A 22,350-nucleotide genomic window follows, 5' to 3' on the forward strand; every position below is an offset into this window, starting at 1 on the left:
GATGCTTCAAAGGTGACAGGCTCGCGGTGATGAACTGGGCGTTTAGCGGGCGGAATACCAAGAGTATCCAATGTCCAACGCGGAATTGCGTCGATCAACCGGAGGCGGCTGTGGACGAAATCCTTTGCACCATATCCGATGCAATCTGTTTGCTGGGCGGTCAATGGGTGATGTCGCAAGTATTTTCATTTCTGGCGTTTGCGCTTGGGATCTGGGCCATCAATACGATGCCAAGGAATGTCATGCTGCGCCGGTGGTGCTATTCTGCTCTGGCAAACACCATTCATCTATTCCTGTTGTCCGAGCCAATCGGAGCGGGAGCAGCCTTGATCACAGCGGCCCGCTTCTTCGCAGCATCTCTGCTTTCCGACACGTCTTTTTGGAGTTTGTTGGGCCCGCTGATATTCATTTGCGTCGGCATTATTTATTCCTGGGCCACCCAAACATTGGACAGCTCAGTATTGTCGAAACTGGCCTTTCTGACGGGAACGATTGGGAATTTTTTCCAGGATGTTCTTGTCGTGCGCGGCTTCATGGTGGTCACCACCGGACTTTGGCTCACATACAATGTCATGATTGAAAGCCCCGTTGCGATGCTCTCAGAGACCATTTTTCTGATCTACCATCTGATAAAAATCGGACAGATTATGTCCAGTGAGAGAAGCTCGGAGGGCCAGTGATCGCGCGTTTCCTTTGTGACATGTAACTAAGGGACGCGGAGTGCAGTGCATTGGGCTACTTCAAGCCGAAGCGCGAAGATTTTGGGTCACCAGTGTCAAATCCGTCCAATTCAAAGCTGTCATTCCGAGCCTCTGCTTGTCGGCTCTCAGCACGATAGGCTGGATCAGACCCCGGAAGACGGGAGCGCACCGCGTCTGGCACATTACTTGTCATCAGATCGTCAAGATCGGCAAAGTCATCGTCGCTGAGGCCGCCTTGATCAATCAGTGTTTGCGCCTGATCCAGATTGTTTTGATACGCGATCAATTCCTCACGCTCTTTGTTCAGAGTTTGTTTTTCTTCCCACGTGGCTTCCCAGACTTCCAATGTCGGCCTGTAGTCTTCAATCGAATTTGGATCTAGTTCACTTTCCGTGACGACGACGCCGAACTCATCTTCGACCCGAATACCGTCTTGAGATTTAAAGACCCGGCGTCCGTCGGGGAGGACATATGCTTCTGAGAGCAGCTGGTCGACGCGAAGTTGAACCGCATCCAGCCGTTCCTGATTTTCCAGAAGTGCCTCGATTGCGGCATTGTGGTGCAGGCCAATGCGATCATTCAATTCCTTGAGGCGGGCCGCGTATTTCGTGTCACCACTGGCCAGGATCGCCGTCAGCAGATGTGAGGTTTCAGCCTGCTCGTCTCTGGTCTTCTCGGCGCGTTTTTCTATCCGCTCGCCTTGGCGACGAAACCCTTCCTCGCGCAGCTTGTCGGCAACGTCCGACTTGACGCTTCGGGCCATGTCCAGCGCTGTTTCAAAATCTGTCATCATGCACCACACCTCCTGCGGATCAACGCATCTACGACTGCACCCGGTGCGCGATCCTGAAACTTCGCAAAGGCCGCCAGAATAATGTCGTAGGACTTTTCCTCTTCGTAAAACCAGTGATAGATGCAGCCTGTCATTTCTGTTTCACCGTCGTCACTGCGAACACGCACTTGCGCAATCCCTTCGACAATGCCGGAAATAAACGGAAAGCGGGCGTCAGGTGCCATCTCAAGGGCGACGTAACCGGCGGTAAGTTCTGTGGCGGTCGCTGACGAAGGAGATATTAGGGCAAGACTGCACGCCAGTACTTCCATCCCGCGCCTGATACTCTCTACCCTGTTCAACATAAACGACGGTTTTTGTTGCATAAATTTGTAACACGCTGTGAATTAAGGTATGATGTATTTATAACCGGAAAACTTGAGATTTTCGCCACATGGGGTGGCAAGACAATCGGATTCCGGCAAACGCACAGAAAGGGTCAATTTGGTTACGCTTGCGTGCGGAAGTTGTTTTGATGATTGAGGAGTTTCATGAAGAAGATTGGGTATCTGCGCGTCTCCACTGTTGAGCAAAGACCAGACCGGCAGGTCGATGCTCTCAGCAAACATTGTGATGAATTGCATGTGGAGAAAGCATCGGCTGCGACCTTAAAGCGCCCAATTTTCGAATTGGTCTTGAAGAGTTTGGAGCCAGGATCTGAACTAATCATTCTGGACTTAGACCGTGCCTTCCGAAGTGTCGTCGATGCAGTTCAAACAATCGAAAACCTCCGGCAGCGCGACGTCTCACTAAAGATCGTCAATTTAAACATTGATACCAACACCCCTAGTGGAATGTTGATTTATACAGTCATCGCTTCAATTGCCCAATTTGAACGCGAACTTGCAAGCCAACGAACAAAGGAAGGTCTCGCCGCCGCAAGAGTGAGAGGTAAGCGCCTTGGGAGACCGGAAAAGTTGTCAAAGAAAGACATTTGCTTTATCACAAAAAAGATCGAGACTCGTACGATGACGTTGACCGCGCTCGGTGATCTCTATGGTATGGCTCCATCGAGTATTTCAAGAGCCATCAAAAGGCATCAGGCGCACCCCTGAAGCAGATCGAATGTCGCAGCGATAGATCGGTCAGAAATTTGGAGAAAGATCGATGGCGCATCGCGGTCACCCCGACCTTGCTGGGGTATACATTTCAAGCAGTTTTGTCGATGTTTTGTGCGGACTGGACTTAGAGCCAGAAGTGCGGAGTTCGAGAGACATCAAAATCAGCTGGTATGATGCTGATGAGGTCGAATGGCGTCCAGAGCGGATTCATCTTGATCAGTTCTCGAACCCAGGAGATGTGTTTGCGGCAATTGCAGATCAAATTCTGCAATTATGTCCCAACGTGAATGCAATTTGTGTTGGTGTGTACGGACCTTTTGAAACACGTGATGCAAGCCATTCAAACTATGGACAACTTGTTGGTGATGGCATGGGGCGACTTTTTGAAGGTTGCAATATTCGAAAGGAGCTTGAGGGCGCAATCGCGAAGCTGACGTCTAACCATTCGCACTCAAGCCTCCCGAGCATTACCATTGAAACTGATGTTGGATGTGCGGCACTTGGTCACAAGTTTGCGGTGTTTTCCAACGGTGGAAAATGGAAGCAAGACGTTTCCTTCAATCATGATGGTCGAGACCAAGTCATTGCATATGTAAAAGTATCAATGGGTATTGGAGGCGCAATCGTCTCAGATGTCGAACCCTCAATAGGGACCTACCATAGCGAAATCGGTCAAGTCTATGTTCCGAGATGGCAGAAACACCAAAGATTGGATTTGGGTGATCCATGGCGCGTCAGCGATCCAGCAACAATTGAATCTTGTGCAAGTTTAGCCGCGTTGGAACGAGTGGCGGATGCACCGTTCGATACTGTTTGTGAGAAAGTTGGTCATTTTGTTTGGGACCGGCAAGCACACTATTTGGCGCACTTATGTTGGGTGATCACAGCCGTATCTGCTCCGAACCAAATCGTTCTCGGCGGCCGCGTAATGAGTGTCAAAGGACTTCTTGACAAAACAAGAAAGGCTTTTGACGAGCTTGTCAATCGAGCCAGCTATCCTGAAGAAGGATACGCGGCATCGCAGAAATATATCATTCCGGATCGCTACGGTCCCAACGAAGAACCGGGCAAACCTGGTGTCTTAGGAGCGCTGATCCTAGCAGCGTTTCGCAAGCGCACGACGCGCTGGAGAAGAGCGAATCCATAGATCTGAAAGAGATTGCCAAGATGCGGAAAATCACGAACCATAAGAAAACGGAAACTAAACGGGAAACACGTCTGCTATATCCAGACCAATGTTCCGAAGAACATTTGGGTCACAAAACAGGTATCGGCATTTGGAGACTTAACGACTATCAAGATAAAAAGCACTTGCCAAGGCAAAGTTTTTTGGGGTATCAATATACCCCATTGAAAAGACACATTGACCAGCCTTGGTGCCCGCCCAAATCAAAGGGCGAAAGAACAAAGATTTTGAATGACACAATTTCTGAGTTTGATGAAATGCGCCTTTTCCTTCTTGAAGATTTTTTGGCATCATCAAAGGCACTTTCGCCCGTTCTTGAGCGAGTTTTGCTCGTGCGGGAAATGGAAAATACAGTTCCGCCACTGCCTACAAAAGCACCAGTTCTCTGGTCTGAACGAGAGAGCAAGCGCGGTCTCACACCGGTCCAGTGGATTGAGCAGCACTACTCTCAATGGTTGCGGACTGAGGACTATGATCCGCCTGAGCACCTGCTCCTGACCAGTCCAGCGCTACGATCTTTGGATGGGATGTTGTACAATGCATACGCGCAGTGGATCAGTCCGCACAGACACCCAGAGGATGACTTGGCGCTTCCAAGCAAATCCGACATTTCTGAAAACCGAGTGAGGAAGATCGTCAATGTTCTTCGTGAGCATATTGATGATTTTGACATCTCTGATCTTGTTGCTGTCACCTCAGCCATTGTGCGAAATCCTGAAATCGATATGTAGGAATTTAATATCATAAGTTTACATAATCTTTCAAAAAGTGTATGATCAAATTGCGTACAGCTTTTAGTTGTTGCGCGTCAATTGGAGGGACCTAACGATGAAGTATTCCAAAAAAAGCACGAACCTCACGAGTAATTCTACAGCACATACAAAGCGTCGGATCTGGACTCGTCGCAACGACGAAGACGGTCTTTGTTCGGGTGGTTGCCATGGCCCGAGTTAGAAAACACTGCATAGAGTGCCGACGCTTGGTTTGTCATCCCTGCGTGACGGTGGAGAGAAATAGATCTACCGGTCGAAAAAACCCATCATTTGAACGGCCAATTCAAATCCACGATGACGCTTACTACAGTTCTGCTATTCATTCAGCAGAACTCGCCAAGCAAATTGAAAACATCAATGAAATTGCCAGGCAGCTTCGTTCAAACAGTGTTAATCTCAAATCGACTGACCGTCCTGTCGTTACGGGCAGAACTATAGTAGACTTGTCTTGGAAACGAATAGATGAATACCAAAGACAAGGCGGTACCTATCATTCCGAAGGGAGTGCGTTCGTCCATCTAAATTATGCTTGGATCAAAAACTGCCTCAATCCTGACAAAGATGGGCGGGTGAAATTGGTTGATGATCTTCGTTCTACCCACATAAATGATGGAGAATTTTCCCGACCTCAGAAACCTACACGCCGCAAACTTTCCTGCCTCGATGTATTCCTGCGTACTCCGGCAGTCGGGCTGGCCAAAAACGACCTGAAGTAGGGCAGGGGGTTGGCTACGTAAAGCATGCAGCTTAGCTTTTTGCGAATTCGGGACTTTGAAGCAAATCTCGATTTCGAGCCAGTTCGCCATGCTCATCCCCTGAGCATCTCAAAAGACAGGATTCAGAATAGCTCAAAATTTCTATGACTCAGTTTGAACTAGTAGGTTTAGACCTGAAGACAATCAGGAACGGCTAACTTGAATTTGAAAGAGCAAAATTCTCAACTGCAGCTTGGTTGACTCGTAGTATTGGATCGGGACCGTCACGCAAAACTGTGCCATCAACCAACACATCGCTACAACCCGCATTGTTTATGGCTGGCAAAAGGAAGTCCTTAAATCGTGTTTGAATCTCAGCTTGGCTGACATAACCAACCGTTTTGCTGATGTGGTTGGGCAAATTAAGGTTGGCTTGGCTTTCCTTTATCCAAACAATCCTAGCGGCTGCCGGATCGCGAGATGAATCAATCGGGATGTCAGACTGCATCAGTCCCCAGCGAATCCGATTCAAGTTCTGATTCTGCGTGGTGTTGTTTTTGAATTGACATACACGAAGTCTGTTTTCTTCATTAGACTCGCCCACAAACCAGGAAGTTGTCTTAGTAATGCAAACGCCACCACTAAAAAATGAGAGAGTTTCGCCGTCCTTGAGGTGCCAATGCTGGTATCGTATGTGCTTTCTGTGGAGGGAAATCTGCACCACTTCCCGCGAGATGACTTGATCTTGGCTGCTAAGAAGCCTTCTACGGAAGGAAACATAGACACCCTGCCAGCTGCGAAGAAAATCATCGCGCATATCCTTTTGAGGAGCTGGGAGAACCAGTGATCCATTCTTCTGATAATGCACACCAGGAGATGGATCGCTAATCTTTGTTTCCGCAGATATGTTCAGCGCAATTGGTTCCAATCCGTCAAGTATCTGTCGATATACCTTTTTTTGATCATTTGAGAGGTCCTCATAAATAACTCTTTCCCTTACGAAGAAGTATATGAAACCCCTTGCTTCTGCTCTAGTCGGACGCCACGAATTTGGAGGAAACCATCCGCCGATGGCAGAATTAGACACAAGATCTTGCCCCCTAAATTTGTTGTACATGGTCAATAGATTTTTTAGTTGCTCGCCAACTTCATCGAGTTTGCCGTTACATGCCAAAAAACATAGCTTCGCTATTAGCCGGTCTGGCATGATTGCAGCGCTACTATCTTTGGCGGCCGTCATCTCCGCTCCCAGGAACTTTCAAAATAAGCGTCAAAGTTTCAAAACTTTGTTAACTTTTTGTTGAGTTGAATGTCAAGTTAAGCTACCTTAAATACAGTTCGTCTAGACTGGCAGACTTCCTTCTGTCATCTGAGGTGAGCTACGATTTTTGATGAAAAATAAAGATACTATGACAGCGAAGGCATTTGAACGCGCCCGACCTCACACCGGAGATCGTTTCGATTCAGCGGAGAACGAAGCTTTGGATATCTTGACCGATAATGGGGATGGTAGCGAAAAAGAGGTTGAAGAAATAAACCGTGAAGCGGTTCAGGCGATGAACCGAATCTGGAAGCGTTATTTCGGAGTTTCTTACAATCCCTAGTATCGTGTCTATCATTCAGTAGGATCAGAGGCGTGGTGTCGAAATGACGGCAGAACATGAGCTACGTGACGCTGCAAGTGCGCTATCTGAAAATTCCCCTCTCGTACTGACTCGACTGCTGGATTACGTGGATGATCACTACGCAGACCAGTCTGAGATTACGCGCGAAGCAATCGCATGTGTCGCTTATACTGCGTATTCTAAAAAAAAGAAGATATCGCTTTCTCGAAATCTCATTGATGGAAGCCGAATTGACGATGAAGTGGTCGAGCAAACCAAACGTACTATCGCGGGCGATTCCGATTTGAAAGATTACTGCGAAAAAGCCCAAAAGTTTCTTCAAAAAATTCAAAAGGATGCGACCCAAGAGGTTCTGGGCGAACTCACAGGGATTTTTGTGCACAAATCGCGCGGCATCATTAAGGAGGAGTTAGCGAATGGTCACAAGCCTAAAGAGCGCTCCACCATCTGGCTATTAACTAACTTTCTCCTTCAGTCTTTTGCACAAACCTTACAATTGGCAATGGGAGCGTTGTTACTCTTGGCGGCGGTAAAGCTATTTGTAGCTGCGGTTCCGTTCTTGGATGGAGTTATTCAAAAGCAATTAGGTGATATTTTGAATGAGTTGGGGTTTTCGGGGTGGCTAAATGGTCTTGATGGGTGAACGAGCTATTGATCCTGCGATAACAATGTTTTTCGCCGTACCTTAGCTCTGGGAAGGGATGAAATCACAGGCTGGAACATGTGTGCTCGATAGTACGCAGATTGAAGCTTGATCTTTCTGAAAAGAGGAAGCAGCACAGGCTGGAACGTGTGTGCTGGGCGAGTTTGGTGACAGACGTGATCCTGCGGATAGGAATGATCAGCACCGGCTGCGAGCTGTGTGCTGCCGCACCGGCAAGTGGTTTTGCACGAAACTGGACAGCATTCTTGGACGAACCGGTCATGTGAAAATTGGTGAGGCAAGCTGTGTGCTGCCGCACCGGCAAGTGGTTTTGCACGAAACTGGACAGCATTCTTGGACGAACCGGTCATGTGAAAATTGGTGAGGCAAGCTGTGTTTTGTATTACAAAACCTCTTGGCAAGGGAGCTCGCTGCGCGCTCCCGTTGCATCCCTCCGGCTTGAATTCAGGTAAGGTTTGGCAGAATAGTAGTCGGTCGAAATGTGTATAATAGACGGGTGTTTCTCAAACCAACCTGTTGAAAAGATGGATTTGGCCGCTGCAACCAAGGTCGAACTATGGTCGACGATCTATTACGTTCTTGAAGCACCAGCTTCATCGACCGCCTCAGCCGTGCCACTTAGAGATATGAGGAACAATGTCATTGGACCATCCCTGTCTCCGAAAAACTGGTGCCTGGCGGCGATTGAAGGTACTGTCTCTATAGAAGATACCGTTTACAACTATGCTGGTGTTCGGAACCCACGGCAAGCGGACTGCAGCCATAATCCAAGCGAACGTGTGCGGTGGGATGTTTCCCAACATCCATTTGGCGTTGGGTCCGCCAACAATCCCCTCGTACCTATGACTTCGTTGGCCTGTGACTTGGGAACAGTGTCGAACTCGACGCCATGGCTAAACGGTGGGTATGCAAAATTTGGGCAAATCATCTACATACCAGATGCTGATGGTGTCCGACTTCCGGACGGAACTGTCCACGACGGAAAATTCAGGTGCGACGACGTTGGAGGTGCCATTACTGGAAATCACATCGACGTTTTCATTGGGAAAGCTGCAGGGTCCGCAGACGCACTCGCCAAGAATCCATTTGATTTTATAACCAGTAGCCGTGCAGGCACCTTTGCAGCATATGTCCTGCCCTAATCATCGCCCTTTCAATTTGATTTTGTTTCAGCTGAATCGTGTTGATAGGCGGCCCAAAGCCGACCTTGAGTCTACGGTCAAGATGCTGCGGCGAGGCGCGTCAAAGCTGCCGTTCGCCGCGCGCGCTCGGTGCTAGCGACGACCGAGGGCTGGGGTGCAGACTTAGTTGCGACTGATCATTTCTGTTTGAATGACTGCTTTTCTTCAAAATGCAGTTGCTAAGTTTCGGAGGATGAGAGTCCGAAGGCAGTGTGTCGTCGCTGAACAACACCAGTTTCTTGGCCGGGAAGCGCCGCTGAGCACTCGTTTCCAGCAACCTCTAAGCAACTAGATAACGATATCGTGCGGAGAAAACACACTGCTTCCGGATTTTGAAGCGGTGTGAAGACCATTAATTCGAACCAGCGCTTCATCCGTCAATTCAAGCGGCGACGATCGCCCAAAAACAACTCCAGAAGAACTTCGCGCCATAGCAAGACTGTCACTGATTAAGTCCTGATTGCCATCGAACAAGAGTGGATCAAATGTGCGAAGCGCGGGAAACATCAGTCCGGTTAGCACTTCGATCGTCGTTAAGCGAACTTGCTCCAAAACCGGTGAAAACGACAAAGGACTCGAGCTATCATAATCCCTCTGCCAAACCAGAAATGAAGCCGCTCGCAAATCACCCGAAACCCGAATCACGATGATCTTCCAAAAGCCTGCCGGAATCTTAATCGGGCTTTGGCCCGGTAGATTTATGATTTCTGGATCGTTCGAGGTAAAAACCGGGCCTGTAAACACGCATGCGCGACCATCATCAATGGCGCGTTCGAGCATCCAGTCTTCGATTTCACCCCATGCGTCGTCATGCAAGTTTTCGTGCTGCGGGCAAATGTTTGAGTAGAAATCACTCTCGCGTTCAGCAATAGCAGCTTCATCCTCGTCGCCCCAAGACAGGCTTTTTCTCCGGGCCATATGACCTCGGTCCCAATCGTTGTGCTTATACCCCCTGTTATTTCCGACCTGTAGAGTTTTCGGTAATATCTTGGGATCCAATTTAAAACTTCGACTGGTTTGTTGTTCTGAGAGCAATGCTTGCCCGTCTACGTTATGAGCGACGCAGGCTGCAAATCCGCGGTCTTGATTGAAGACCAAGGAAAATCTTGAATGGTGGACAAACCCGCCATCATCCAACGCGCTGCCAATAACGGCATCCGACAGCTGCGGTAGTGGAACGGACACTCCGTTTATGAAACTTGGATCATACGGCATTGGCTCGATGTCCTTGAAACTACATGCTCAGAAACGCCAGATTGGGGTTCACGTTCGACGCAAACGAACTGAATGGTGCTACTTGACGCACTGGCGTGCCATTTATCTCAGTCAGGCTATTGCCCCATAACAGCTCATACAGTCGCTTTAAGTCAGATTTGTCATTTTCAGTCATGAAGCTGTCTTCGCCATAGTTCATGATAGAAAAAGGCTCGTGATCTCCAAAAATCTCACTTCGCCATTTTGTTTCTGTAATGTTGGCAAAAAAGTGCCTCAGGCCAAAGATATGACCTAGCTCGTGAGCCATTGTCTCGATTTGTTCCTGCCGAGTTTGCTCGAAAAGATTAGGATATAGACGTAGTTCGTGCCGGCCCCCATCTGGAAAGAACGCACTAGCCAAAGTGCAACGACCAGGAGCAATGCACTTTCTTTCCGCACTAAAAACGGTCTCGAAATCCCAGACATCGCCAACACCGACCTCTTTGAATTTGACCGGAACGGCATCGCCCCACAATAGGATGCCTTCGGCAAAAATCTCTCGGATGTATGATTTGGCAGCTTCAACGTCTCTGAACACGCTCATTGATCTGTCTTGAAAGCGCCAACGCAATACAACGTTTTGCTTCCACAAAGGAATAAATCCATCCGTCGCATCGACGACGATCTCTGTCGGTGTTCGCGGGATCAGCGGGTTTGGGTGACCCAAACTGTCCGTCTCACATACACTATTTTTGTGATAGATGTGATGTGAATTTTCTTGCTCGGCAGCAGCATCTTTCCGGCGTTTAATGCTTAATGGGTTCGTTGTCTTGCCCTTGGCCATAAATCACCTCGATTAAATTGAATGACCAAATATTAGATCAAATCCTTCAAAAAAAGCAAGTTTCGAGAAAGTTTGATAACGCTCCATGTCAAGTTAACAGAGGTAGATGACCCGGTGATCGAAGCTCTGATTGTTGCTATTGAGCTTCAGGACTGACGACCCAAATCTTTGCTTCAGCAATAAGTTATGCGACTTTACAATCATGGGCGTTCTGCATCCTGGAGTTGTGGTTAAGCCGCTTAGGCACATGGTGACGATCAAAGCTTTGATCTAAGGCTACCATGCAGCTTTGTCGCCTAACCGCAAAGGTCGAAATCTTTTTGAAGGATTGAGCCTAAACTGGCATTGCATTCGCTCATCATGAGAAAGCGGGCACTCAACAATGCGCGCAGCATTCGTCAATAGGGCTCACATCCGCCGTCTGTTCTGGCGCAGAGTAATGTTGTCGAGCGCGGGCTATGGCGATGAGGACGGCCCTTAGCAACCGCTCACAATGAAAGCCGATGCAGCGACGCAGCTTCCCCAAAGCCGATCTTCAAAGATGGCTTAAAGCTTGGCTCAGCAAGGACGACATCGGAAAAACGGTTTCTGGCACAGCTTGTTATGTTATCGTGTCGCCCATTCCATTAGTGAATTGGAGTCAAGATAATGCCAACTTTTACACGGCCAGACGGTTCTACAATTGATGTCGACGCATCTGAAATTGCCAGAGCGAGACCGACAATTCCACGTGAGATATTCGGAAAACCTGACCACATCGGCACTGCGCTCTTCAAGCCCAAGCAGTTGGTGCTTGAGGCAATTGAGGTCGTCGGTCCGGCTCTCATGGTTGAGGTGCCAAGTTTTGCAGAGCTACATGCACCTAACAATGCCAGTATCTGGTTCGAAGCAACCAAAGCAAGGGACGCTGAAGCACCAAGAGCCAGTGAAACCTCACCGAATACGAACGCTGTTGTGGTCATGGGAGGTGTCAGACAACGCGTTTCTGAGACTGTAGCTCAGGCGCAAGCAGTGATCGATAATGCCAGGCTAGGCTGATAGACAATCGTTGTTTTCACTTAGTTGGTCCGTAACCGCTCCATTGTTACCGCAGTGATCTAGCCTTGACCCTGGCGACAAGTTCAGCGTCATCTACAAAGTCATCAAGGAATTCATGCCAGGTTTTGGTGGTTATACGGGCGTCGCCGATCATGTCCTTCAGCTCTGCGATGCCGTCGTCGGTCAGTGCGGTGACGGTTTCGTCAGCGCCGGCAGATACGTTGACGATGTTGCCATAGGTGACCCCAGTTCCCGGACCAATCACGCCGCGTCTACCGCTCGGATCAATCGTGTCAGCGCGACCTCATCGATGGAACTATCGAACCGTAGACAGCGTCCGCCCTGCAAGCGAAGTTCAAGTGGCACGGCAGGAGCGGGCTTCGGCTCAGGTGCCGCCATTTCCGCAACCTGGAAATCGACGGGCAGAAAAACCGTGCCCTCATCAAGCGGCCAAGGTTCGCCGAACCATTGTGGGCTATGTATTTAACAACGAAATCGCGTCTTTGTGCTGGCGTAAATTCGCGCAATTCCAACTCTCGAAAACTTGGCCAATTTGGTAGCCGAACCCAATTCTCGTCCAGCCGACGCTGTCCTTTCAGAATATGGCGTTCTTCGTCTTCGCTAAGAAATGCACTTGGTCTACCTAAGAGCAGAACTTTTGAGCGCTCCTTGTGGAGCTGCAACAACGCTTGGACTTGAGCTTTGAAGTCTGCCCAGCTCATAGAGTGTTTCATCTCGTCGAAACCATCGAGAATAATCAGAAAATGCCCTTTCTCGTTCAGTTTCTGAAAGTTCGGGAGATTGAAGTTCCGCACCGGAACTTCACTGGTAAACAAGCCTCCCAAAATACCGTCTACTGCCGAATACCGAGTTATGTTGCCTAACCTAATCAGGATCGGCCTTCTAACCGTGTAGTCCTGGACGCTTAGCTTCGCGAGTTCAGATGCAATCTTTTTGGCAACGCTGGTTTTACCTGAACCGTATCCGCCAAGAAGTGCGATGGGTTGAAAATCGTTTTCGTCGTGCACCCAATCTATCAAGGCTTGATAGGTGCTCTTCATTTCGTCAAATCGGGCACCAGCCTGCTTGACTCCATCCGACCCTATTTGACTATCCCGTACACGAAAACGAGAAATAGCTGAAAGTTGGTGATGGCCCTGAGGGGCGGCATATCATGGCGGTGTTCAGAACGCCGTCAATTCTCATAGAGAAAGGGATATGCCACATGACGAAAGATACCATGACCGCCTTGCCTGATCCAAACGGATTTTCAGCCGATCCATTGACCGATCTGATCCGGTCGGGGGCGCGGCGGTTGATTGAACAGGCGCTTGAGGCTGAGCTGGGCGCTTTGCTTGCCCAGTTTTCCGATGACAGGACGCCGGCGGGTCATGCGCGGCTTGTTCGGCATGGCCACATGCCTGAGCGAGAAATCATGACCGGCGGGCCCGGTCCCCGTGAAGGTGCCGCGTGTGCGAGATCGTGGGTCGCAGGCTGAGAAGGTCCGGTTCACCTCGTCGATCCTGCCGCCGTATTTACGCAAGGCCAAATCTGTTGAGGAACTACTGCCCTGGCTGTATCTCAAGGGAATTTCCACCGGCGATTTTCAGGAGGCCCTAGGCGCGCTCCTGGGTCCGAATGCGGCGGGCTTGTCGTCCACGACCATCTCGCGTCTCAAAGCCGATTGGTGGGAGGATTACGAGCGCTGGCAAAAGCGGGATCTCAGCGCACGGCGCATCGTCTATGTCTGGGCGGATGGTGTCTATTTCCGCCCCAGAATGGAAGAGAAACAATGCGTTCTGGTGCTGATCGGCGCGGATGAATGGGGGCGCAAGGAAATTCTGGGCCTGACGGACGGCTATCGTGAAAGCACCCAGAGTTGGCGTGAACTGCTCATTGATCTGAAACGGCGCGGTCTTTCACATGCCCCTGATCTGGCCATCGGCGACGGTGCGCTTGGGTTCTGGACCGCGTTGCGCGAGGTGTTTGGAGACACCTGTGAACAGCGTTGTTGGTTCCATAAAACCGGAAACGTACTCAACGCCATGCCAAAATCCGTTCAGGCCAAAGCCAAGGGCCATTTACATGACATCTGGCAGGCTGAGACCCGCGCCGAAGCAAATGCCGCTTTTGACTTTTTCGTCGAAACCTATGGCGTGAAATACGAAAAAGCCGTCGCCAAAATGGTCAAAGACCGCGATGTGCTGCTGGCGTTTTACGACTTTCCAGCGGAACACTGGAAGCACATCCGAACCACCAATCCAATCGAAAGCACCTTCGCCACCGTCCGCCACCGCACCGGCAAAACCAAAGGATGCCTCAGCCGCAAAGGCGCCGCATATCTGCACGACCTCGTTTGGATAGCCCCGCACAATCCGTGGATTTATCCTTCAGCTTCAGCGTCAAGTTCCTTGAGTTTGCGGAAATATTTCCGTGCCAGCATCCGTTGATCGGTTTTTGGCGTATCCCATCTGGCGATGGACGCGTCGTATTGCGACATCATCTCCAGGAATTCGGGATCTTCGAGATTTGACAGGAAGGTATAGACCCGATCCACAACGGATTGCATCAGCGCCTTCATCTCGGGGTCCGAGAGGCGAGATATCTCATTGAGGGCGAAAGTCTGACCTTTGGCATCGGTGACCAAGACATCGCTATCATCACCGGTTAGGGAGATAGGGCTACGTCCCGCATGGAACGGCTCCAGAGGGGTGCGCACGCAATTGACCACAAGGCGTTTGGTTAGTTGTTTTAGGGCATCGTCGGTCAGTGTGTTTTTGGTCATGATTGTTCGTCCAGAGTTTTCTAAGCTTATAGTATTATTGGATTTTAACCAACTATATTTGCGCCCCCCTTTGGGGTCGGGCCCTTGTGAACCGAACCCGCTGAAGGGCGCGGTTTCGGCCATTCGGCGTCGGTCCCTGGCGCGAAGTGTGATGGAAGCGGCGCTGCCGCTACTTTTTCTTTGTAGCGCGTGCGGGTCGCACGCTTGGAACCTGACTTTCAGCTTACATCAAATGCGGGGACGCCTCCGGCTGCGCGGCAACAGGTTTTACCCGTAAGATGTTTGTCCCAAAACCTTTGCGGTTTTGGAAACATCTAAACGGTCCCCCACAAAACCTGTTGCCCCATCCCCGCATGTTGATCGAGCCGTCCTGAGCGGACGCGCCCCGTAGGGCGCGGCATTTCTTTCTTTGAGTAGGGCAGGACGCTCGCCGCTGGGCAGAGGTTCAAGCGCGCCGTTTTGAAAAGACGGGGCGAGAACCCAAAACAGAAAGCACAATCGACATGCCCCACCTTCATGCCCAACCCTATGATATCTCCGCCACTGGCTTCTTCTTTGACAGCCTTGACACCTTCGACACAAAAGCCAACGCCCTGCGCAATGACCACGGTCAGCGGGTCGAGGAATTTGAGATTCAGTTCATTGATGGCGACGAATTGGATTGCGCCTTGGCATCCGCGATTGGTCTGACCCAAGCCAATGTGGCGCAATATATCAATTGTTGCGAGGATTGGGAGGACTGGCAAAAAACCCTCGTCATCCTCGCGGTGGGGGAGTGCGGCTATACCTTCGATGCGGACAAAGACCCCTCTGACTACGACATCGATATCTATAACGTGGACACTCTGCGCGCCTTTGCCGAGCAACTCGTTGATGACGGCATGCTGGGCGACATTCCCGACAACATACGCCCTTATTTCGATTATGCCGCCTTCGCGCGTGATCTGAGCTTTGAGTATTCCGAAATCACCATTGCAGGTGACCGCTTTGTCTACCGCGCCTCCTGAGCAGGAGCGCGCCCCCAAATCGCTGTGATCGGCGGTTTCGGCGTGCGCTTTTGCACGGTTCACCCCCAAACACAGGAGAAACCTCATGGAACTACAACACCTCAAATTAACCGATCTCACCCCCGCAACCGTCAATGTCCGCAAACGCGGCGGTAAGGAGGTCGCTGACCTTCTGCCCAGCATCCGCGCCCACGGGCTCTTGCAACCGCTTCTGGTGCGCCCAAAGGAAGATGGCTTTGAAATCGTTGCGGGACAGCGCCGCTATCACGCGCTCTGCGCCCTTGCCGAAGAACAGGACACCCCCCAGGACGTGCCCTGTCTGGTCATGACGGCGGGCGATGATGCCAAAGCCATTGAAGCCTCCTTGGCAGAGAATGTCGCCCGTCTGCCGATGGATGAGACTGACCAGTATAAAGCCTTCGCGGCACTGATCAAACAGGGGCAGACCCCTGCTGACATCGCCAGCCAGTTCGGTGTGACGGAACGGCTGGTGACACAAAGACTGGCAATTGCTAATCTTCTCAGCCCCATCCTGACCGCCTATCGTGAGGACAAGATACATCCTGAAACCCTGCGCATTCTCACGATGGCAACCAAGAAACAACAACGCGCATGGTTGAAACTCCTCAAAAGCGAAGAGGATTACGCGCCCGAAGGGCATCGCCTGAAAGCATGGCTTTTTGGTGGGGCAGGGATCGTCACCGACAATGCGCTGTTTGATCTGGCAGATTACAAGGGCGCGATTGTCTCTGATCTTTTTGGCGAGGACAGCTATTTTGGTGACAGTGAAGCTTTCTGGGCGTTGCAGAACACGGCGATTGCGGCGGCGAAAGATGCCTATCTTGCCGATGGCTGGTCTGATGTCATTGTGCTGGAGTTGGGGGAATACTTCCCGTCGTGGGACTATGTTGACACTGCCAAGTCAGAGGGCGGCAAAATCTATGTGCAGATCGCGCATGATGGCGAAGTGACCTTCCATGAAGGACAACTGTCGCTCACGGCTATCAAGGCACGTGACCGCCAGACGGGCGACGCGCCCAAAATCGCCAAGCCCGAACTGACCCAAGCCATGCAGAATTACCTCGGGCTGCACAAACATGCCGCCGTGCGTCAGAACCTGATCGCGCAGCAGGGCCTTGTCCTGCGGTTGGCGATGGCGCAGATCATCGCAGGTTCAGACCTCTGGCAGTGCCAAGCCGATCCGCAAAAGGTGGCAAAAGACGCGACAGGAGAAAGTCTGGCGCAAAACCCAGCGCAAACGGCATTTGCCAAAGAACGCGCCGCGATTGCGTCACTGCTGGACATCCCGCTGGCAGGAGGGCAGACACTGGTGCCGCGCCGCGAGGATTATGGGGCAACCCGTGATCTTGTTGGCCTGATGAAAACCCTGCGCGGCCTGAGCGATGAAGACGTCATGCGCATCCTGAGTTTTGTGGTGGCAGAATGCCTGCCTGCGCACTCCGCGTTGGTTGAAATCCTTGGCGCGGAGCAGGAGATCGACATGACCGCCATCTGGTCACCCGATCAAACCTTCATTGACCTGATGCGCGACAAATCCGCCCTTAACGCGATGGTGGCAGAACTGGCTGGCAAGGAGGTTGCCGCCCAGCACATCACCTCCACCGCCAAGGTGCAGAAGGCGGTCATCCAAGCCTGTCTGGATGGCACACGCGAAGCCAAGGTCAAAAACTGGTCACCGCGCTATATGCGCTTTCCGATGCAGATGTATGTCGGCGCGCAGGAGGCAGGCAAAGGCGATGCGGACGCACCCGCCGAGGCACTGGCGGCGGAATAACAACAATACCCCCAGCGCCGCACCCACGTGGTGCTGGGGGTGTTATGCAAAGGGCGGGAAAATTCGCGCGGGCACCTCCGGGGTGCCCGCGCTCTTTTTGACGTCCAAGCATCATATTCGGCAACATCAGTGACTAAGATTGCAACACGTTGATCTGGATTACGTGGAAATAATATTTTACTTCAAAGCATTAAATGCGTTTGTAAATCCCGCCAAGGAAACCTGCACTGGCACTTCTGTCGCGGCCGCATCATGAAATCGCAGGTTCAAGTGATTGCCACGTTTCAGAGCGTCCAACTCTCGCATTGAAAGTTTCAACCCGGCATGGCACCCATCCGTGTTGCACACCTCAAATGGTAAGATGCGTTGACGTCTACCATCAATGTCGTAGCTCCATCCCGTACTTAGCAAAACCCCCAATGGGAACGTAAACAAGGCGGTGGTGGTTTCCCCCGCAATGATTTTGACCTGTAAAATCAATCTGCCTGTTGAGGGCTGTATGACCGTTTGCACCATCCGACAGGTTTGACCACTCGAGCACGTCACGAACCAGTCGTCGAAGGTTCTTTCTTCTTCTAAAGGCTTGTCCTGAGCATAGGAAAAGGATGGAAATAGCATTAGGACCAACAAGCTCTGGAAACTCATTCTCACTAGTGAAGACATCTTGAACAGCGCTCGGATTTAGGCGAAGGATGTCATCTGTTAACGAATTGCAGACTGTGTATCCAGATGAAGACCCGACTTTCGTTCAAGATCAGTAGAAACTTTTTTGCGCAAGTTGGGTCTCCGCGATTTTCAGCAAATCTGTTTGGCACGTCTGCGGCCTTGATCTTGTCCTCAGCGTCATATGCTCAATCACAATCTGTTGTTCCAGATGGAAACACAGCGACAACGACCTCAACTGGAGCTTCTGGGGTGATATCGGTTGAGCTCGCGCCTGCCGATGCAGCCTCAGTTAGTTTGAATACATACTCCGGGTTCTCAGTCCCGGGTGCTGGCGTGGAGCTGAACAATCTGGGGGTAAATGCTGCCACGATTGTAAACGAAGTGACGTCGTCCAGCATCACGAGGATTGAAGGTCCGCTGACAGTCATCGGTCCTGAGGCAGATGTCATCGTTGCGAACCCAAATGGCATTACTGTCAATGGCGGCCAGTTCTTCAATACTGGAAATGTCGCGCTAACAACCGGATCAATAGGGATCGATGCTAGCGGTGGATTAAATGCGACAATTGCGTCAGGTTCGATTGATATTGGTACGGCTGGGCTCAGCGGCACAATGGAAGAACTGGCGTTAATTTCAAAGACGTTACGCATCGACGGCCCCCTCACGTTTTACCGAGCAGATCACGCCTCGCAACTGAATGTAATTACTGGTGACAGCCGTGTGAGTTTTGATCGAGACCGGAGTGGATTTGGGCAAGATGGTTCTGGAATTCTCCCATGGGCGCTCGCGACTGAAGTTGGAAGCTCCAACGTCAGCGAGGTGATTGTCGATATCACGGGTGCGGGGAGCATCTCCTCCGGACGCGTTAGTGTGACAGTGACAGATCAGGGCGCGGGCGTGCGTATTGCCGATTCAGATTTCGCGACATCGGGCGGTTTTCGCCTGACGAGTTCCGGTCAACTGGAACTGACCAACAGTCATATTGAGGCGGGAGGATCGGTCGCTGTCAGTGCTGGCGCGGTGACAATCTCTGCGACAGAGTTGTCTGGCTCATCTATTTCTTCGGAAGAAAGCGGTGTGGTGATTGAAGCACAAGATGGAGATATCGATCTGGGCACCTCCCGGATTTTTGGGCGCATCATTGCTTCTGACAGTCTGGCGTCTTCCGGGGGCGTCACTCTCACGGCATCGGGAAGTATTTATGCAGGAAATGGTGAGCTCGGATCCGCCGCCTTGATCTCTGACGCTGGCATTCTCCCGAACGAGCTAGATAACAGTGATGTTGTTCTGTCAGCTGGTGAGGACGTCGTATTTGATGGGGTTGAAGTGGCAGCCACCAATGACTGGCGCGTGTCGGCAAGCAGGTCGATCTCGCTTAGCACGGTGGGCGGCAGCATCGGAAAAGATTTCAGATTGAATTCTGGAGCAGCGACAAGAATTGTCAGCTCGGCTTTGGATGCCCAAAGTGACATTCGCCTTGACGCATCAAGATTGCAATTCGGATCAGACATCCGTTCCGAGACTAGAACCACGCTCACAGCATTTGAGGGTGGTGTGGTTCTGAGCGCATTGTCCGGGAACATATTGAATTATGGAAGTCTTTTGCAGGGGAATGCGCGAACTGAAAGTGATGCTGACTCGCTCGGAGGATTGACAATTCGAGCGACCGGAGATTTCCGAAATACCAGCCTTTCCGTCGACCGGCTTGCGGTGGCTTTTGGTGAAGCTGATGATCTTTTTGTCAGTGTGGGCGGCGATATCGTGAATGAGACGGCGCGTCTTTTCTCAAACCGTAATGTGATGTTGAGATCAGGTGGCGATGTTCTGAACACAACCGTCGTCAATGGATCAGGAACGCCCTTTGCAATTCGGCAATTGCAGGGTCAGCGGCTGGCCAGCAGCCTATTTTTGAAGCGCAAGCGAACGACTGTTGCTGAGGCCGTATATGGGCAGGAAGCCATCGCTGGCGAGCGGTCGTTCATATTAGGGATTGGCGACGTGTCGATAGAAGCCAATAATGTGGAAAATACCGGCGCGGATGTTAGCGGCGCGACGGTTTCTGTAACCGCCGCAAACAGCTTCTTGAATAGCTCACAGCAAGTCGGCTCCTTCAGTTTTCGTCAAACTTGCAAGCTATTCTGCAAAACTTCCGGAACGTCGTCACTTCGCATGATTGGGGGGGCTGTCAATGCCTCACAGACATTGACCCTTACCGCCGGATCAAAGATTTCAAACGTTGCCGGGACACTGAGCGGCAATATTGGTATTTTTATCAACGCTCCCGAAACGGTATTTATTCCAGCGTTTTCTGCCGCACTCATTGAGCACCCGGCTGGATTGACGGGATTTTTCCGAGGTCGACGCGGATATCTTCAGACCCGCTTGTCTTATGGTAGTTTAAGGTCGATCAACGGATCGGTTCGCATCAATGGCGATGCGAACCTGGGCGCAACAGATTTATTTATCTTGGGCGAAGTCATTGTGACGGGAAGCCGGGTAGAATCCACTTTGCCAACTGTGCAGCGTGTGTTCGAACGCAGACCGATCGGGTTCTTTGGAAGTACTTTCTAGGGCATGTTTCGAAGACTCTTGGCCATTCTGGCGGCAGTACAACTGACCGTATCGGCGCAACTGGCTGTGGCGCAGGAGAACGATCCGGGCGAACGTCTTCTAGAGGAAGAAAGAAGGCGTGCGCAGCAGGAAAACCTGGCCCGCAATGGTGCTGGTCAGAGTATTTCAATTGACGCCGCAAAAGGTCCAGTTGAGGAGGCGGTTTGCTTTCCCATCAAGCAAATCGTCATTAAGGGTTCGACCGTATTGCCAGCCTCCAGTTTTGCTGAAGTTCTTGCAGAGTTCGAAGAAAAATGTCTGGGGCAAGTCAGCATAGGTCACCTCCTCGAACGGTTGTCAGGCCTTTATGCAAATAAGGGCTACATCACGTCACGCGCCTATGTACCAGGCCAGGATGTCAGCTCAGGGCAATTGGTCATCGAGATATTGGAGGGCCGTATTGAGGCCATTGCTTACCAACAGACCCAGGGCACCAAACCTTCAAAACCTGGAAAACCCCGCAAGATAAAGAGTGCCTTCCCGCAACGCTCAGGCGATGTATTTCAACTGCGTGACCTTGAGCATGGACTTGAGCAGATGAACCGCCTGCGCTCATCGCAGGCTAATGCCAATCTGATCGCGGGCGCTGCCCCCGGCACCAGCCAGATCGTCGTCACAGAGCGCAAAAACGACCTTGTTCGCGGCACTGTCGGTTTTGACAATCGCGGAGATGAGGTGACTGGCCGAACACAAATCAGACTAAATCTGGAAGCAGATGATGTCTTGGGCATTAACGACACCTATTCACTTTCATACTCAGGATCAGAGAATAGCAACGCGGTCGCATTTGGCCTTTCGGCACCCTATCGGCGCTGGTTGTTTTCCGCCAGCGGATCGTATTCGGAATCTTTGTCACCCGTGACGCCAACATCTGATCTGTTCACGCAAACGGCAAATCTGAATTTACGTGCCGAACGTCTGCTTTCCCGGGATGATCGAACCAAGAGTTTCGGATATATCTCTGTCAGCAGCTATTGGAACGAACGCTTTGTAAATATTGCCGCCCTTACGCCGCAACATCGATCATCTTTTCGCGTAGGACATCGCTTTGAGTATCGTGGGCTGAAGTCTGTCATCGCGACAAATACGTCAATTTCCTTTGGAAGTGGTTTGTTTGGTGCAGATCGAGATCCTGTAGAGCGTCTGCCCGGTGTGCCACGAACGGATTTCCGAAAGATTGAGAGCAACGTGACCTACATCCGGCCGTTTGACTCAGGCAGGCAGCTTTCGGTTGTTGTTGTTGGTCAGCTAGCGAATGGCGCGCTTTTTTCTAACGAACAACTCTCTATCGGCGGTTGGGAAAGCGTACGCGGTTACTCAGGTTTTTCCTCTTCGGGTGATTCCGGCGCGTTTGTCCGCAGCGAGCTCTCCTTTAGAACCATCTCCTTGGATTTCAGCAGATTCGGGAAGCCTCTCGAAAATACCAACCTGTGGAATCCGTTGCAAAATGCGAAGGGCGGGTTCCGGCCTTTCTTGTTTGCAGATGCAGGTTACGTGACGTCACGTGCCACTCGCTCATCGGCTTCTTTTTTCAGCGCGGGGGTCGGATTTTCCACGCAGGTAGGCGCAACCTCGTTGAACGGAACCTTGGCATTTCCTCTTCGAGACGATGCGCGGCGCGAAGTTGATGATTTCCAGGCATTTGTGGGATTGACCATAAAAATATTCTGATACAAAAATCACGCTCAAGAGA

21 protein-coding genes and 1 pseudogene are annotated in these 22,350 nt (G+C 51.0%); 13 read left to right on the forward strand and 9 right to left on the reverse strand.

All coding sequences use genetic code 11. From position 1 onward, the window contains the following. The first annotated feature begins 110 nt into the window (after nucleotides 1-110). Nucleotides 111-680 (forward strand): YgjV family protein, encoded by a 570-nt coding sequence (locus ACOTTU_RS17090; protein WP_425659801.1) that lies wholly within the window; start codon nucleotides 111-113, stop codon nucleotides 678-680. Between the two features lie 55 nt (nucleotides 681-735). Here the strand turns inward: ACOTTU_RS17090 and ACOTTU_RS17095 are convergent, their stop codons facing one another. Both ACOTTU_RS17095 and ACOTTU_RS17100 read right to left on the reverse strand, forming a co-directional pair. Continuing rightward, nucleotides 736-1,494: a hypothetical protein gene (locus ACOTTU_RS17095; protein WP_425659803.1), complete on the reverse strand. Its 759-nt coding sequence runs from the start codon at nucleotides 1,492-1,494 to the stop codon at nucleotides 736-738. Further along, nucleotides 1,491-1,838 carry a hypothetical protein gene (locus ACOTTU_RS17100; protein ID WP_425659805.1) on the reverse strand — a complete coding sequence of 116 codons (348 nt, stop codon included), beginning with the start codon at nucleotides 1,836-1,838 and terminating at the stop codon, nucleotides 1,491-1,493. The genes ACOTTU_RS17095 and ACOTTU_RS17100 overlap by 4 nt, the downstream gene beginning before the upstream one ends. A gap of 186 nt (nucleotides 1,839-2,024) precedes the next feature. Between ACOTTU_RS17100 and ACOTTU_RS17105 the strand changes: the two genes are divergently transcribed. The 4 genes from ACOTTU_RS17105 (at nucleotide 2,025) to ACOTTU_RS17120 (ending at nucleotide 5,269) form a co-directional block, all read left to right on the forward strand. Continuing rightward, nucleotides 2,025-2,588, forward strand: coding sequence for a recombinase family protein (locus ACOTTU_RS17105; RefSeq protein ID WP_425659806.1), 564 nt, complete (start codon nucleotides 2,025-2,027; stop codon nucleotides 2,586-2,588). Nucleotides 2,589-2,640: 52 nt separating this feature from the next. After that, entirely contained in the window at nucleotides 2,641-3,741 is a 1,101-nt protein-coding gene (locus ACOTTU_RS17110) for an ROK family protein (protein ID WP_425659808.1), read from the forward strand. A gap of 20 nt (nucleotides 3,742-3,761) precedes the next feature. Then, nucleotides 3,762-4,511, forward strand: a complete 750-nt coding sequence (locus ACOTTU_RS17115; protein ID WP_425659810.1) for a hypothetical protein — start codon at nucleotides 3,762-3,764, stop codon at nucleotides 4,509-4,511. 209 nt (nucleotides 4,512-4,720) lie between these two features. Continuing rightward, nucleotides 4,721-5,269 carry a hypothetical protein gene (locus ACOTTU_RS17120; RefSeq protein WP_425659812.1) on the forward strand — a complete coding sequence of 183 codons (549 nt, stop codon included), beginning with the start codon at nucleotides 4,721-4,723 and terminating at the stop codon, nucleotides 5,267-5,269. Between the two features lie 193 nt (nucleotides 5,270-5,462). Here ACOTTU_RS17120 and ACOTTU_RS17125 read toward each other — a convergent pair whose 3' ends face one another. Next, complete coding sequence (locus ACOTTU_RS17125; protein WP_425659813.1) at nucleotides 5,463-6,488, reverse strand: hypothetical protein; 1,026 nt, start codon at nucleotides 6,486-6,488, stop codon at nucleotides 5,463-5,465. Between the two features lie 151 nt (nucleotides 6,489-6,639). Here ACOTTU_RS17125 and ACOTTU_RS17130 point away from each other — a divergent pair, with 151 nt between their 5' ends. Both ACOTTU_RS17130 and ACOTTU_RS17135 read left to right on the forward strand, forming a co-directional pair. After that, nucleotides 6,640-6,852 (forward strand): hypothetical protein, encoded by a 213-nt coding sequence (locus tag ACOTTU_RS17130; protein ID WP_425659815.1) that lies wholly within the window; start codon nucleotides 6,640-6,642, stop codon nucleotides 6,850-6,852. 43 nt (nucleotides 6,853-6,895) lie between these two features. Further along, a complete protein-coding gene (locus ACOTTU_RS17135) occupies nucleotides 6,896-7,516 on the forward strand; it encodes a hypothetical protein (protein WP_425659817.1) in 621 nt (206 codons plus the stop codon). Nucleotides 7,517-9,006: 1,490 nt separating this feature from the next. Here ACOTTU_RS17135 and ACOTTU_RS17140 read toward each other — a convergent pair. Together ACOTTU_RS17140 and ACOTTU_RS17145 are read right to left on the reverse strand one after the other, a co-directional pair. Then, nucleotides 9,007-9,933: a DNA/RNA non-specific endonuclease gene (locus ACOTTU_RS17140; protein WP_425659819.1), complete on the reverse strand. Its 927-nt coding sequence runs from the start codon at nucleotides 9,931-9,933 to the stop codon at nucleotides 9,007-9,009. Nucleotides 9,934-9,952: 19 nt separating this feature from the next. Then, entirely contained in the window at nucleotides 9,953-10,756 is an 804-nt protein-coding gene (locus ACOTTU_RS17145) for a reprolysin-like metallopeptidase (RefSeq protein WP_425659821.1), read from the reverse strand. 648 nt (nucleotides 10,757-11,404) lie between these two features. On the opposite strand from ACOTTU_RS17145, the gene ACOTTU_RS17150 reads away from it, so the two are divergent. Further along, entirely contained in the window at nucleotides 11,405-11,794 is a 390-nt protein-coding gene (locus tag ACOTTU_RS17150) for a hypothetical protein (RefSeq protein ID WP_425659823.1), read from the forward strand. 46 nt (nucleotides 11,795-11,840) lie between these two features. Here ACOTTU_RS17150 and ACOTTU_RS17155 read toward each other — a convergent pair whose 3' ends face one another. Continuing rightward, nucleotides 11,841-12,059: a hypothetical protein gene (locus tag ACOTTU_RS17155; protein ID WP_425659824.1), complete on the reverse strand. Its 219-nt coding sequence runs from the start codon at nucleotides 12,057-12,059 to the stop codon at nucleotides 11,841-11,843. A gap of 28 nt (nucleotides 12,060-12,087) precedes the next feature. Beyond that, the gene (locus ACOTTU_RS17160) at nucleotides 12,088-12,855 is read right to left on the reverse strand and encodes an NACHT domain-containing protein (protein ID WP_425659826.1); all 768 of its coding nucleotides are present in this window, start codon (nucleotides 12,853-12,855) and stop codon (nucleotides 12,088-12,090) included. Nucleotides 12,856-13,019: 164 nt separating this feature from the next. Here ACOTTU_RS17160 and ACOTTU_RS17165 point away from each other — a divergent pair. Next, nucleotides 13,020-14,175, forward strand: a pseudogene (locus ACOTTU_RS17165) (IS256 family transposase); the annotation flags it as partial. Between the two features lie 2 nt (nucleotides 14,176-14,177). On the opposite strand, the gene ACOTTU_RS17170 reads toward ACOTTU_RS17165, so the two are convergent. Next, complete coding sequence (locus ACOTTU_RS17170; protein WP_425659827.1) at nucleotides 14,178-14,579, reverse strand: hypothetical protein; 402 nt, start codon at nucleotides 14,577-14,579, stop codon at nucleotides 14,178-14,180. A 503-nt stretch (nucleotides 14,580-15,082) separates the two neighbouring features. Between ACOTTU_RS17170 and ACOTTU_RS17175 the strand changes: the two genes are divergently transcribed. Both ACOTTU_RS17175 and ACOTTU_RS17180 read left to right on the forward strand, forming a co-directional pair. Beyond that, entirely contained in the window at nucleotides 15,083-15,586 is a 504-nt protein-coding gene (locus ACOTTU_RS17175; protein ID WP_425659828.1) for an antirestriction protein ArdA, read from the forward strand. A gap of 85 nt (nucleotides 15,587-15,671) precedes the next feature. Continuing rightward, nucleotides 15,672-17,381: a ParB/RepB/Spo0J family partition protein gene (locus ACOTTU_RS17180; protein WP_425659830.1), complete on the forward strand. Its 1,710-nt coding sequence runs from the start codon at nucleotides 15,672-15,674 to the stop codon at nucleotides 17,379-17,381. Between the two features lie 177 nt (nucleotides 17,382-17,558). Here the strand turns inward: ACOTTU_RS17180 and ACOTTU_RS17185 are convergent, their stop codons facing one another. Then, on the reverse strand, nucleotides 17,559-18,044 hold the full coding sequence (locus ACOTTU_RS17185) for an invasion associated locus B family protein (protein ID WP_425659832.1): 486 nt from the start codon (nucleotides 18,042-18,044) through the stop codon (nucleotides 17,559-17,561). Between the two features lie 66 nt (nucleotides 18,045-18,110). Here ACOTTU_RS17185 and ACOTTU_RS17190 point away from each other — a divergent pair, with 66 nt between their 5' ends. Both ACOTTU_RS17190 and ACOTTU_RS17195 read left to right on the forward strand, forming a co-directional pair. Beyond that, entirely contained in the window at nucleotides 18,111-20,618 is a 2,508-nt protein-coding gene (locus tag ACOTTU_RS17190) for a filamentous hemagglutinin N-terminal domain-containing protein (protein WP_425659834.1), read from the forward strand. An 18-nt stretch (nucleotides 20,619-20,636) separates the two neighbouring features. Further along, nucleotides 20,637-22,328, forward strand: a complete 1,692-nt coding sequence (locus tag ACOTTU_RS17195; RefSeq protein WP_425659836.1) for a ShlB/FhaC/HecB family hemolysin secretion/activation protein — start codon at nucleotides 20,637-20,639, stop codon at nucleotides 22,326-22,328. The last annotated feature ends 22 nt before the right edge of the window (nucleotides 22,329-22,350 follow it).

Origin of the sequence: Roseobacter sp. EG26 (assembly GCF_049830555.1) — a bacterium.
In the GTDB taxonomy this organism is placed as follows: Bacteria; Pseudomonadota; Alphaproteobacteria; order Rhodobacterales; family Rhodobacteraceae; genus Roseobacter.